The sequence below is a fragment of the Clostridium manihotivorum genome (assembly GCF_004015185.1).
Classification (GTDB): domain Bacteria; phylum Bacillota; class Clostridia; order Clostridiales; family Clostridiaceae; genus Clostridium_AR; species Clostridium_AR manihotivorum.
In genome coordinates this window covers 2518117-2530966 of record NZ_CP025746.1, presented here as the reverse complement: position 1 = coordinate 2530966, position 12850 = coordinate 2518117, and the positions used below count along the sequence as shown (strand labels likewise).

Sequence of the window (12850 nt, the reverse complement as noted above, 5' to 3'; positions counted from 1 at the left end):
ACAAAAGCTCCGTCCGAAACCACTGAAAAAGTAGCATCTTTTAGACAATAAAAAACGGCTTCTTCAATAAAAATAGATTAAACATCCTTTATTTGTAAAAAACTTCAGTATATCTAATAAAAAGGAGGATACCAGCTTGGCTATCCTCTTCAAATTTACCGCTAATGCCGTTAACCGGGCTTGCATGCCCATGCTTCTTAGACCATACCCTTTGGCACGGTCTAACCCATGAAATCTCTTCATTTCACCATTTTTCCACTCATTACAGGAACGATTTTTATATTTTTCTAGAAAATCTTGAGTCTTTGCACGTTGACTATACTCGTAGTACTCATGTGCATTTACTCCAACTTCTAAAGTTCTTGCTGACACTTTACCATTAATACATTCAGAACGGTGTGGACAATCTTTACATATTTCTTTGTCAAAAGTATATCTAAAACTTTTTTACCACTTTTATTGATTTTTGCTTTCTTTTTTACTGTATTGTTTCCATATTTACAATACCATTGGTCGGAGTCTTTATTATAATTAAATTTACTCTCATCGATACGATATACAGATTCACTAACAGGTATATAAGCTTCTGCTTGATCTTCTTTAATTAAGTCTAAAATGGGTTTTCTAAAGTATGCTTTATCACCATAAACTTCTTCCGCTTCAATCCCTGCTTCTTTCGTTAGCTCGTATAATTCTTTAAAACCTGTTCCGTCAACATAAGCTCCATCATGTACTGCTACCGCAGTGATTATACGTTCTGAACCTGTAGTCATTATAAATTCTGTCTTGTATCCAAAAAAACTATCAGTTTTACTTTTGTTTCCCACTCTTGCATCTTGGTCTACTAATGAACGTACTCCTTTTTGTTGAATAAATTTCTCATCGGATATGATTTCACGAGCATTCTTAATAACCGCTGCGGTAGCAGAAGTATCAGGATTTTCTATATGATTTTCTGCTTTCTCCATAAGATCTTCCAAGTATGCTTTCATTGTTTCTTTGGCTACTTTGTGATCGTCGATTGCTTTATAATCAGGAATGTTTGCATCAACATCCTCAGGTATTGACCCTCTTTCTTCTTCTAGGTTCTTTAGGACTTTTTTAGCTAAGTGTTTTAATACTCTCTCAGGAACTAACTTACCTGTATTAGCATGTGTATGAGTAGCATCAATGCTTATACTATGTCCTTTTATAATTCCTTTTTCAACGCATTGTTTTACAACTTCTTTTATGATCTCATCCATTGTAACTTCTTGTAGTCTATGAACTCTAAATTTAGCAAGAAGACTTGGATGCGGAAGTTCCTCTTCTGGGTTTAAGCCAACAAACCACATGGATGCAAGATTTAAAGAAGTTTCTTCTATTATTTTTTCATCCGATAGATTATATAAATATTGTAAAATCAACAATCTTATCATCATTTCCGGTTCCTTTGCGGGACGGCCATAATATTTGCAATAAGAACTTTCAAGAAGTTTATTAACAAAACTAAAATCCACAGCTTGATCAATTAGTTTCAATATATGATTATCGGGAATTTTGTGGTATAATATAGAATATAGACTGTATTGTTTTGATTGATTTCTTAACATATGGTTGAAACCCCCTTTTTGGTTATGGTTGTCGCAATTCCATTATACCATTTTAAGGGGGTTTTTTGTATTTTATTCTACTTTATTCTGATTTATTTTACATATTTTCAAATATTTATAATATGTTTTTCAGTGGTTTCGCTCCGTCCCCCTGTCCCTTGCAATCTTAAAAACAGGCAAAATTAAAGAACCCCCGTAGTTCGAGGATTCCTCTCTATTATTTTTTATATGCTTCTATTTGGCGCTGTTTTAAAAATAAAGGACTTCTTTTGTTTTCCTACACCCGATGAGCAAAGTAATACCAGTTTAGGTTTAGATGACTTTTCTTAATGTCATAAACTTGCAATCCAACTCTCAGCCTCTTGAGTATTGCTAAAGGTTCTAAAATGATTTCCTTTGTTAGCTTCCATAATCATTTCTTTAAATCTCTCATTAAGTACCTCAGTGTCTTCAATAATAACAGCGACCTTTACATGATAGTTTATAAACTTTTGCAATGCCGTACCTGCAAGTCCAGATCTTAGATTAAAAAAATCTTCGGATAATACATTAGGCTGCAATAATATTGTATAAACATCATTTTCCATACATATAGATATATAATCTATCACATCTTTCTCTGAAGAAAGTTTCATAAAGTCAGAAGCAAATTCAATATATTTCTTGTTATCTTTATCTACTACTCTGTAATTCAAAACATTCACTCTCCTTATAAATCAGTTTGTTCCACTAGCATAGAAATCACACTCAGCATCTCTTCGATAAAGCTTATATTTCCCCATAATAAAACCCTTAGTCTACTTACCTTTTCATCATATTTCACATTAACGGTTGATTTGCCCATTTTAGGGTCTTTACAATTCATTAGTGCTATAAGAGTATTGGATATTCTGAAATATTCTTCTTTATCTATATCATTGATATCTACAACAGTAGATACATTTACCTTTTCATTTACAGTATCTTTAATTTCTCCATTAGTAACAAAATCAATATTTGACTCTTCACTAATCTCCTTATCACTTATATTCACATTATTTTTTTCCATAAAAGTACTCAGATCATGTCCTGAAATTCTCCATTGCTTTCCAACCTTGCTTGCTGGAAGCTTACCTTCTGTTATAAACTTCCTTATGGTTTTGTGATGCATACCTAATATTTCTGCTATTTTATCTATTGTGTAAAATTGATCTTCCATAAGAAATCTACCCTCTCAAAATTAATCTATGGTCAAATTATAATGTACTTTCTTATAATCGTCAAGTGTTTTATTGCACTTTGTTTAACTTTATTGACTTTTATTGCGCTATTATATATATTTTGTTGCACTTTATTATACTTTTGTTTACTATAAATGAATTACAGTCTGAATTCTGATGTACCGCTTCTATCATTAGACTTAAATAAAGCTTTTTGTGAATTTACTCAGCTTTATTTTAATAGACTCCATTATGAAGTAGTATGCTTATTTGACCAGTTCTAACTACAGCAAGCGAGGTTTTATTATTTCATTCCTATTTATGCATACTCGTAAATTACAGTGCAATTCTAATTTACAATAATATGCTTAAAACCTCCAGCCTAACTCAGCTGAAGGTTTTATTTCTGGACACTGTGATTTTTATTTTGATTCTTATCTCTGGTACATATGTAAAAGAAGAAAATTCATAGCCTAAGCTGTAAATATAGGCAGCAAAATATTATCTATCATGTCCTTTGCACTGTCTTCTGTAATCTTACCATGCTGTATGATCTCGTTGATAATCAACAGTGATGGCAGATTTAAAGCTTTTTCAGAAATAGTATTTATAGAAAGTGAAATCTCATTGCGCTGATTAGCCCTGGTTATAATAGTCACAATGGATTTACTAATATCATTTTCTTTATTGATACCGTTAAATAAGTCGTAGGCTATTGCATTGGAAAACATATCTGAAATCAAATCTCGCAGGTCATCAGGTTTTATGATCTGAAAAATTGGATTTAAGCTTTCAAATAGTGCCACTAAGTCTTCCTTCAATGAACCATGATCTCCTATTTCAAAGTTTATAGCTGGTGATTGTCGGCTTATAGCAGCAAAAATAAGATAGCATTTTTGTGGCCAGCGCCTATAAATGGCATTTTTATTGGTTTTTACAGCATGAGCTACATCATCCATAGTCAACTTACCATATCCCTTTTGTTGAAGCAGTAGCCATGCCTCATCTAAAATTGCATTTTCCAGTGTAACGCCTCGGCGGCGTCTAACATTATCGCTCACTTTGTTTTCCTCCTATTTTTGATCAACATAATTCCACCATAATATAGTACCATAAACACCAATAAATACTATAACAGAAACTGACATTCTGCCCACCCAATTAATTAGCTGCGGATTAGTTAAATATATTCCAGGAATGGACCATGGAATATATGGCCCTACAGAATGTGATCCAAAAACAACAGCAATAATTAGAGCTACAAAGGAAATACTAACGGGTGCAAGTACACCACGTACCATGCTGGCAATGAACGGGAACAGGAAGCTTAGACCTATGTTATATAGTGTTGCTATGCTCAATCGCTTTACAATATTTCCAGCCAAAACTACATTGAAATCTGCTAAATTAAAACAATACCCTAGTATGAAAGTCAACATGATGGATATCACAGTTATACCTAAAAAGCTCAATTCTGAAGCCAAAAACTTCGCAGTAACTAAACTTGTACGAGGAATTGGTAAGGATAATAGATCTTTATAAGTTTGATCCTGATATTCCCTTCCAAATACCCATGTGCTTAAAATGCTGAAGCCTATCAGCCCAATTACAGTTGAATACATGAAAAAAGTACCACTTAAAAATGCTCCCCAGGTTTTATCCTGCATATGAATGAATATTAAAAAGGTATAAAAGGCCAAAATATAGATTGGTATATGACCTCGTATTATTTTATAAAGCTCTATTTTAATCATTGACCATAGCTGTTTCATAATTATGCATCTCCTTAATTGTTCTAAGAAAGAATTCTTCTAAGCTTTCCTTTACAGGCTTAAAAATCATAGGCTTTAGCTTCTGCTGCTCTAATTGATGCAACAAAGCAGAATATTGATTAATTGGCACACCTGAGACAAGTATTTCTGACTCACTTACTGAAGTACACTGCAAGTGCTTTGTAGTAAGGTAATCAGTAAGATTTTTAACAGACTCCTCCACTTTTATATATAGTTTAGCTTCCCTACAGCCTTCAAATTCTGAAAAACTTAGTTCCTGCAACAGGCGTCCACTAGCAAGTATTCCGATACGATTCACCAGTTTTTCCATCTCATCTAGTAAATGACTTGAAATAAAAATAGTAGTTCCGTTTCTAGCCATACTCAATAAAGCTTGGCGTACAGCCACAAGCCCCTCTGGATCTAACCCGTTTGTAGGCTCGTCTAGCAAAAGAATCTTTGGTTTATGTATAAGTGCTTTTGCTAGTCCGACTTTCTGATTGTTTCCTAGAGAAAGATCTTTTACCTTAACCTGTCGGTATGCATCTAACAAAAGCTGCTGTGATATGTCATCAATTCGCTTCTTGATTTCCGAACTTTGAATGAGTCTTTGCTTTGCATATAATATGAGATTTTCTTCAACAGTAAAGTTTGGATATGCATGTGGTGTTTCAATCAAGTATCCCACCTGATTCCAAAACTCAGAAGGAAGCTTTGAAATTGATTGTCCTGAGTAATAAATTTCGCCTGATGTAGGTCGAATCATTTTTAGCAGCATACGCATTGTTGTTGTCTTTCCAGCACCGTTTAACCCTAAAAATCCGTATATTTCACCTTCGTTAGCTGTCAAGTTAATATTAGAAACACTATTTTTCGAACCATAACGCTTGTTTAAATCTTTAGTTTGAATCATTGACAAAGGTACCCACCTCACTCTCACGCTTTTCGTATAAGGTACCTCAGTACCTTATGTAGAGAGTATAGCACTGGAAAATCAAATATGCAACATGAATTTATTATTTTATGATCCAGAGAAACATATTTTTTATATTTATTCATCCCTTTATAAAGGTACAAAATCAGTTTTCCAGTAAAACTACCGGCTTGCTTTCACACTTTCTCCATAAGCCCCTAAATTAATTTGGACAATCACATATGTATTTATTATTAATGTAAGCAGTGGTTGGATGTAAGTTATTAAAAACAGAAATTATACAAGAAATCTAAAAGAAGAAATATTAAGAGAAGTTCAAGAAGTAGGAAATGTTTCATTAGTATCAAGAAAGCATGGACTATCTAAATCAACAATATTTACTTGGATAAAACCTTCAAATAAGAAGGATGACTTCAATCTAAATATAAAAACTTCTATGTGCAATCTAATTACACATAGAAGTTTCTTAACTATAATATATATCTATATTTTAATCTATTTTGTTTTCTTATCACTTTTTCATACAAAACTTTTTATAAATTGTTTAATAAATCTTCAAACCATTTAAGATTCACTAAATGATGAGAAAGTGAATTTTCCATCATCTTTTTAAAATACATCTCAATATTCTTATCATTTTTAATAGATTCTTCTAATAAAAAAATTCTTTCCTTAGTTTGCTCTATTTGAATTTCTATTATTTTTTCTAAGTCCTCTTTTTTATATTCATCAGAAAATAACATTGCTCCATAAAAAGGTAAGTTTATATACTCAGTTTTAGAGCCATACTTATATATTAACTTTTCAAACTCTTTATTCCCTAGTTCAGTTATAATATAATTTTGAGTTTCTCTAACATTTTCTGAATTATCAACTCTTTTAATATATTTTTTTTCTTCTAATGTTTGAAGATTATAATAAAAAGACCCTTTAGTAAAATTAACTATGTATTTGTAATGTCTCTCTTCCATTAATGATAGTAATTGATATCCATATGAACCTGGATTTTGTTTTATTAAACCTAAAATTAATAATGGTATCAAAATATTATCTCCTTTCACTACCGTTTAATCTTTGATTAAACTTTCCATTGACAATTTTAATATGGTTATAAGTTGTCTAATTACCATAAATTTAGACGTGAAATAGCCAGTAACCTTTGATTTAATGTAATCACCAAAAAACAATAAACCCAAAGGAGGTTACTGGCTACGTGGTTGATTATATCAAATTATTCGATAAAATTATAGAGTTTATCAATTGGGATACACTGAAATATTCAGTATTTAAACTAAATACTGACAATAAAGTTTCTAAGTTTTTCACAAAAAGAACATTTAAAATCAATGATTTACTATCATATACTCCAAAAAGATAATTTAAGGGATCTAAGTTCTGGTATTTGTATGTCTAAGAAATTGAAAACAATCATCGTAAGTGTTAGTTTGGGTACCTTATCACATCACAATAACAAAAGAAATTTTGAAGTGTTTTTACCAATTTTAACTGAACTTATTAATAAAGCTGTAAATATAGGCTCAGTAAACGAATCGTTAAAACGTTTCGGACCTGTCAAGCTAATAGATTCAACCACCATAAGCATGAGTTTAAATCTTTATCACTGGGCACTATTTAGATCTACTAAAGCAGGTGTAAAAATTCATACAAGGTTTGATTTAAATAATGGGCTTCCGGATGCATTTGTTGTAACAAATGCTGTCGAACACGACAAGACTACAATGGATTCCTTGATGGATACGAAGCACTGTATCTATGTATTTGACAAAGCATATAGTGATTATAAAAATTTGACCAATATACAAGAGATGAAAAATACTTTGTAACTAGATTAAAGGATAATGCAGTAGTAACTGAAGTCAAAGACTTAAGGATAAGCCGTAGTGATAACAGACTTTTGGATTTAGGAACTCAAATATTATGCGACAAGGTAGTAAAGTTAGGATCTCTATACACTTATCAGACCAAAGAGACTTATCGCCTTATAAAAATCTTAGACAAAACTGGTAAAGAGTTAACATTCATAACAAACATTGATGAACTCTTTAGTGAAGAAATAGCCTGGCTTTATAAAAAACGCTGGGAAATAGAAATTTTCTTCAAGTGGATAAAGCAAAATCTAAAATTTAAAACCTTTATAGGTCGCTCACTTAATGCAATAATGATTCAGATAATTACTGGAATTATGACTTTTGCTATATTTAAGATTATAGAGAAATTAGTTGAAATAAAAATTTCACTAATTAATATTAAGAGAGCTATAAAAAATAATTTCTTTGAAATTTACGAAGCAAGCAAATTTAAATGGTCTGATATTTTTAATAGCTCCTAAATATGAAACTAAAATATAGTTTTTTTTAAAATTTACATTGAAAAATTCTGAGCCTACGTATGTTTTTACTGGAATTATATTCCTGACTATCGAATAAGACCTTTTTTAAAAAGTCAATGGAAATATTACTTAATGATTAAACAAAAGTGATCTCCTTTATATTTTTAAATTTGTACTATAATATTTTTTAATTATATCATTAGTCATTATTAAGTTTAGTAACTTGTGCTAAGAATTCATCATATGTTATTTTCCCTAACGCAAAGTCCATACTTTTTATATATATTTTCTCAGTCTTAGTATGTACTCTTGAACAAATTGAATTTACTAAATCACTTTCATTTATCAATGGCTCTAATATATGCTTTTTATTAGAAAAAGCTTCAAAATATCTTAATCCAAATTTTCTTTGAGAAATCGCATTAATATGAATGCCATCAGGATTAGAAGTTAAACCTGCTGCAGTGACAAAATAACAATTGTCTTGTTCAATTGCAAACTTTTCTAACTCTTGATTTATAAGAGTATATTCAGTACAACTTTTTCCGAAGCCTTCTTTTCCTAAAAAATCCGGTAATTCACCAATAATAACCGGAATATTTGGAGCATTTAATTCTTTTCTAAGCGCTTCAACTATTAAAAGTAATTTTTCATAGTAAACTTTATAGTTTCCATTATAACTGTCACTTTCTCCTTGATGCCACAAAATTCCAACTAATTCACTGCTTTGCATAGCGAATTTAGCTTCATTTATAGCATGTCTAAAAAGTGCTTTATCTACGGCCCACTCATCTATTGTGCTTCCCCCTTCTGCACAAGGAATTAAACCAATAATATCATCTTGATTCTTACAGCACCATGCCTCTGAAAATGAAGCGGCTAAACTTATTCCTGAAACAGGTCTATCATAATTAATTGGTTCAGTCATCATTTGCCATCTACCGTTACGCAACATTTGTATTCTTTCATTATAAATTGGAGGTACTTCATTAATAAAACCTCTTCCTGCCATATTGGACTGCCCTAACATTAAAACTGATTTAATCAATTTTTTCATCCTTTCTTTTGTTTATGTAAAACTAATATAACTCATCAATAGTCTAATTAGACTGTTCATACCTAATTATTATAGTCTAATTAGACTACTTGTCAAGTACACTTCTCATAGAAGTATGTATCCTTATAAATTAGGTTTTACATCAAAAGTAATAGCCTTATTTCATAGTAATAATATATATTTACATATTATATTGATCCTATTAACATCTTTATGGCATTTACATATTATGCTATAATTGGCTTGTTATATCAATTTAGTACGGTAAAATAAAATGACACAACTGTAGCTACATGAGAAGTGTAAAATTCATATTTTCGTAAGAGGTGGTACAGTGAAACTAATGATTGTTTATGCTTCATACAATGTCTTTTTAGGCTGAAGCTTGTATGAAGTAAATTTCATGCCTATAAAGACTTTGTCTTTTATAAATAAAAATAAGTTATGAAGGAGAAAGTCTATGAAAAATAAAAAAATATATAAAGCATCGTTTTTTCAAGTTGATATTACTCCTAATTTTCAAGTTGAACTGATAGGTGGTAATAGTTGCAAATCACAAGGAATTCTTGATAAATTATTTGCTCAAATATTATTATTTGAAAATGATAATAACTTTTTTTGCCTTATTGCTATTGATAATTTAGGACTGACTACTCGACTTGCGAATACTTTGCGTACCAAAGTAGCAAGCCAACTTAATACTAAAAATTCACATATAATGCTTAATTTTTCTCACACCCATGCTGCCCCTTGTCCAGATTCGAGCGCATTGAATGGAGAAAGATATTTTCATTTTATGTGTGATCAAATAATACAATGTGTTGAAAATGCAAAGACAACACTTATTCCATGCAAAGGTGGTTGGTCGCTTACAACTACAAATATCGGGGATAATCGCCGAGACGGTTGTACTATAGTTGATAACAGGTTGGGAGCATTAAAATTAGTAGATTCAAAAAATGGGAATCCTATGGTAGTTATTTTACGAATTACTGCTCATGCAAATGTTCTGATGGGTGACAATCAATTGATCTCAAGTGATTTCTTTGGTGAAGCACGCCAAGTATTGGAGAACTACTTTTCTTGTCCGGTTATGTTGATTCAAGGAGCTGCCGGAAACATCAAGCCAACTGGAGTAGATAAAATGCATGGAGGCAATATTTCAGATATAAACAGAATAGTTGATATACTGAAAAATTCTGTGACTGAACTATACTTTGATATACAAGATATAGTGGATATTCAGATGTTATCAAAGGAAGTTAAACACTATTCTGATGTGCCTACTGAGACAGAAGCCTTAAAAATTTCCATAGATTCAGGAATGGATGCTTCAAACTGGCTTTCAGAATGTGAAAGGCTGAGAAACACGAATGTAAAAGAGCAATTACAACAAAGCGAAGTACAGTTTCTTAAAATAAATGATGGTTGTTTATGCGGTGTACCAGAAGAAATTTTCTGCGAAATCTCACTTGATGCTGCTGTAAGAACGCACAATCCGTTGTTATTCCTAAATGGATATACAAATGGTTGCACAGGTTATTTACCCACTAAAGAAGAATGGCAAAAAGGTGGTTATGAAATACTTTATAGTTATTTAACATTTTTCCCATTCCATGGTCATGTAATGCCATTTAGAGAAAATGCATCAGAGAATATTATTGAATTAGTAACTAATACCTGGTTGGAGATTAGCCTCCGCTAATAAACATAAGATGCAGTTGAGTTATTTCGCATTATTCATAATGTGTCACAACTGTCTAATAACAATATCAAGGACTTACTGATAACCAGTAAGTCCTTCAACACTTCTAAAACCTCATTTACTTATGGTACGGTTCACCACACCTTAAGTAAAAAGGTTTAGACTTCCCCATATACATCATAATCAGTATTATTTCAAATTCAAGTTTTCATTATATTTTTATAAAAAAATAAGATAGCTTCAAGTTAACTGTTTTCTAGAAAACAGTTAACCCAAAGTCTATCCTATATAAAAATCAAATTACTTTATTCTATTAATTTCTTCCTCAGTTAGTCCTGTTGCTAAAATTATTTGATTCACTGGAATTTTCATATTTATCAAGTTTTTAGCTATCTCTATTGCTTTTCTTTCTTCTGCTGAACTAATCATATTTGCTCTTTCATGTAATGATCTTTCTCTCTCGTAATAAATCCTCATTGTTTCTTCATCACTACTTAGGTATTCGATTTTTTGTTCAGCTTTTTCTATTGCTGTATCCAAACTCATCAACTCCTTTAATGTAGTTTCAGATATATCTTTTTCTAAAAACATAAGCCATCTTTCTATCGCATTTTCTCTATAATTTTTACCTTTTTTATTTCTAAACTTCGGTAACTCTAAAAAGTGAATCTCAACAACATCTGTTAACATATAGTCCTTTTCTATATCCTCCCATAGATGAAATGAAGATTGATAACTCTCTGTTCCTAAAAATTCAAAATCTAAGATATTAATTGTGATTACCTTTTCTAAAGTAGTGTAATCTTGGCCCTGCTTTATATTTTCAAGATACATCTTCCCCCAATAAAATAATGTCCTCTTATCCATGTTTCCTTGGTCTGTAAGCTGTACTTCTATGTCTATATTTTCTCCCTTAGAAGTTTTTGCTCTAACATCAATAATCCCTGTCTTATCTAAAATTAATTCCTTCGTTAATTGCTTATTATCTATAATTTCAACTTCTACTATTTGCTCTTTTTTAGTCCTCTTTAATACTGCATTTATAAATGCTATTAAAATATCCTCATTTCCTTTCTCTCCAAAAATCTTCTTGAAGATAAAGTCATTCAATGGTTTTACTTTCCTCATCTATATTTACCTCATTTTTTTATCTTTAGTCACATTATTATCTTGTATTAATTTTATTATAACATTAAACTAAAATTTATTTAATTAAAACTTGAAATCTGAACCACTATACGAATTCAACTGTTCTTACAAAACCTTATAAGCCTAACTATTTTTTCTACTAATTTTGGTTCTCCACAGATACGGTTCACCGTATCATAAGTAAATGAGGTTTTTCAGTTTATTTTAAGGCCACAACATTAGATCATTGTTTTTCATATGTAAGCGATGGAACAAATACCGTCATGTAAATAGACCTCTAATTTGATATGCTTTATTAAAGCAATCAGATTGGAGGTTTTAATATTATATCTAAGAATGAAAATTATACTCTCTGGGAGCAGAGAATAAATGAAAAAAATAAAAGCGGTCTAACAATCAAAGAGTGGTGCGAAAAGAATGGAATCAGTAGACATAAGTACAATTACTGGAATCACCTATTGATAAAGAGAAATGAAAAACCTGTTGAAGAGACGACCTTTACTGAAGTTACAACAATTCTTTCAAAACCTGATAATACAAATTCAAACCCAAGTAAATCTGATGATTTTCAGATACTTTATAAAAATATACAAGTTACTGTTCCTAGTAACTTTAATCAAGATTCTTTAGCAGGACTGATGAAGGTTCTGCAAGACTTATGATGAATCATATAGCCGATGGGGCGGAGCACATCTATCTTGCACTCGGTGCCACCGACTTCCGCAAGCAACAAAACGGACTTGCCGCATTGGTTTCATTAAAATTTAATCTTAATCCTTACTCTGGCACAAGTGTTTTCTTATTTTGCAATAAAAGACATAGCTGTCTTAGGGCACTTCGATGGGATAAAAACGGCTTTATATTGGTTACAAAGTTTCTTTGTGATGACATGAAATTTCAATGGCCTAAAACAGAAGGAGAAGTACGTGATATAACAAAACGACAAATGGAATGGCTTCTAGATGGTTTACAAATTGATCAAAAAAAAGCACATCGAGAAAGTATTGATACTGCAGGAATGATTTTCTAAAAATGGCTAAAAAGCTAGTAAAATAGCCGTTTTTCTGGTATAATATAAGTAGTTAATTAACC

14 protein-coding genes and 1 pseudogene are annotated in these 12850 nt (G+C 31.2%); 6 read left to right on the top strand and 9 right to left on the bottom strand.

The window, feature by feature from the left end; genetic code table 11:
* Positions 1-63: 63 nt before the first annotated feature.
* From C1I91_RS11330 to C1I91_RS11305, 6 genes and pseudogenes are all read right to left on the bottom strand, one after another.
* Positions 64-1592: pseudogene (locus C1I91_RS11330) on the bottom strand (IS1182 family transposase).
* A 332-nt stretch (positions 1593-1924) separates the two neighbouring features.
* On the bottom strand, positions 1925-2287 hold the full coding sequence (locus C1I91_RS11325; RefSeq protein ID WP_128212978.1) for a DUF4180 domain-containing protein: 363 nt from the start codon (positions 2285-2287) through the stop codon (positions 1925-1927).
* A 14-nt stretch (positions 2288-2301) separates the two neighbouring features.
* Positions 2302-2790: a helix-turn-helix domain-containing protein gene (locus C1I91_RS11320; RefSeq protein WP_128212977.1), complete on the bottom strand. Its 489-nt coding sequence runs from the start codon at positions 2788-2790 to the stop codon at positions 2302-2304.
* 474 nt (positions 2791-3264) lie between these two features.
* Positions 3265-3852 (bottom strand): TetR/AcrR family transcriptional regulator, encoded by a 588-nt coding sequence (locus C1I91_RS11315; RefSeq protein ID WP_128212976.1) that lies wholly within the window; start codon positions 3850-3852, stop codon positions 3265-3267.
* Positions 3853-3864: 12 nt separating this feature from the next.
* Positions 3865-4563: an ABC transporter permease gene (locus C1I91_RS11310; RefSeq protein WP_164880505.1), complete on the bottom strand. Its 699-nt coding sequence runs from the start codon at positions 4561-4563 to the stop codon at positions 3865-3867.
* A complete protein-coding gene (locus C1I91_RS11305) occupies positions 4538-5482 on the bottom strand; it encodes an ABC transporter ATP-binding protein (RefSeq protein ID WP_128212975.1) in 945 nt (314 codons plus the stop codon). Before C1I91_RS11305 ends, C1I91_RS11310 begins: the two co-directional genes overlap by 26 nt.
* Positions 5483-5759: 277 nt before the next feature.
* Between C1I91_RS11305 and C1I91_RS29755 the strand changes: the two genes are divergently transcribed.
* Positions 5760-6065, top strand: a complete 306-nt coding sequence (locus C1I91_RS29755; RefSeq protein WP_128215969.1) for a transposase — start codon at positions 5760-5762, stop codon at positions 6063-6065.
* On the opposite strand, the gene C1I91_RS11295 is transcribed toward C1I91_RS29755, so the two are convergent.
* On the bottom strand, positions 6031-6540 hold the full coding sequence (locus tag C1I91_RS11295; protein ID WP_128212974.1) for a PadR family transcriptional regulator: 510 nt from the start codon (positions 6538-6540) through the stop codon (positions 6031-6033). The two genes, C1I91_RS29755 and C1I91_RS11295, sit on opposite strands and share 35 nt — an antisense overlap.
* Before the next feature lie 363 nt (positions 6541-6903).
* Between C1I91_RS11295 and C1I91_RS29380 the strand changes: the two genes are divergently transcribed.
* Positions 6904-7341 (top strand): transposase, encoded by a 438-nt coding sequence (locus tag C1I91_RS29380; RefSeq protein ID WP_275051655.1) that lies wholly within the window; start codon positions 6904-6906, stop codon positions 7339-7341.
* 47 nt (positions 7342-7388) lie between these two features.
* The gene (locus tag C1I91_RS29375) at positions 7389-7847 is read left to right on the top strand and encodes a transposase (RefSeq protein ID WP_275051667.1); all 459 of its coding nucleotides are present in this window, start codon (positions 7389-7391) and stop codon (positions 7845-7847) included.
* Between the two features lie 199 nt (positions 7848-8046).
* Here C1I91_RS29375 and C1I91_RS11285 read toward each other — a convergent pair whose 3' ends face one another.
* Entirely contained in the window at positions 8047-8895 is an 849-nt protein-coding gene (locus C1I91_RS11285) for a sialate O-acetylesterase (RefSeq protein ID WP_128212973.1), read from the bottom strand.
* Between the two features lie 469 nt (positions 8896-9364).
* On the opposite strand from C1I91_RS11285, the gene C1I91_RS11280 reads away from it, so the two are divergent.
* Positions 9365-10609 (top strand): protein-tyrosine phosphatase family protein, encoded by a 1245-nt coding sequence (locus tag C1I91_RS11280; protein WP_128212972.1) that lies wholly within the window; start codon positions 9365-9367, stop codon positions 10607-10609.
* Between the two features lie 300 nt (positions 10610-10909).
* Here the strand turns inward: C1I91_RS11280 and C1I91_RS11275 are convergent, their stop codons facing one another.
* Positions 10910-11737, bottom strand: a complete 828-nt coding sequence (locus tag C1I91_RS11275; RefSeq protein WP_128212971.1) for an Rpn family recombination-promoting nuclease/putative transposase — start codon at positions 11735-11737, stop codon at positions 10910-10912.
* Positions 11738-12066: 329 nt separating this feature from the next.
* On the opposite strand from C1I91_RS11275, the gene tnpA reads away from it, so the two are divergent.
* Together tnpA and tnpB are read left to right on the top strand one after the other, a co-directional pair.
* On the top strand, positions 12067-12420 hold the full coding sequence (gene tnpA / locus C1I91_RS29750; RefSeq protein WP_420808470.1) for an IS66 family insertion sequence element accessory protein TnpA: 354 nt from the start codon (positions 12067-12069) through the stop codon (positions 12418-12420).
* Positions 12417-12788: an IS66 family insertion sequence element accessory protein TnpB gene (gene tnpB / locus C1I91_RS11265; RefSeq protein ID WP_128212954.1), complete on the top strand. Its 372-nt coding sequence runs from the start codon at positions 12417-12419 to the stop codon at positions 12786-12788. Before tnpA ends, tnpB begins: the two co-directional genes overlap by 4 nt.
* Positions 12789-12850 lie beyond the last annotated feature (62 nt).

Bases quoted from the DNA above. Each gene is read 5' to 3' on its own strand.
- C1I91_RS11320 (WP_128212977.1), bottom strand. From the start codon at position 2,790: ATGGAAGATCAATTTTACACAATAGATAAAATAGCAGAAATATTAGGT.
- C1I91_RS11310 (WP_164880505.1), bottom strand. From the start codon at position 4,563: ATGAAACAGCTATGGTCAATGATTAAAATAGAGCTTTATAAAATAATA.
- C1I91_RS29380 (WP_275051655.1), top strand. From the start codon at position 6,904: ATGTCTAAGAAATTGAAAACAATCATCGTAAGTGTTAGTTTGGGTACC.
- C1I91_RS11280 (WP_128212972.1), top strand. From the start codon at position 9,365: ATGAAAAATAAAAAAATATATAAAGCATCGTTTTTTCAAGTTGATATT.
- C1I91_RS11275 (WP_128212971.1), bottom strand. From the start codon at position 11,737: ATGAGGAAAGTAAAACCATTGAATGACTTTATCTTCAAGAAGATTTTT.
- tnpB (WP_128212954.1), top strand. From the start codon at position 12,417: ATGATGAATCATATAGCCGATGGGGCGGAGCACATCTATCTTGCACTC.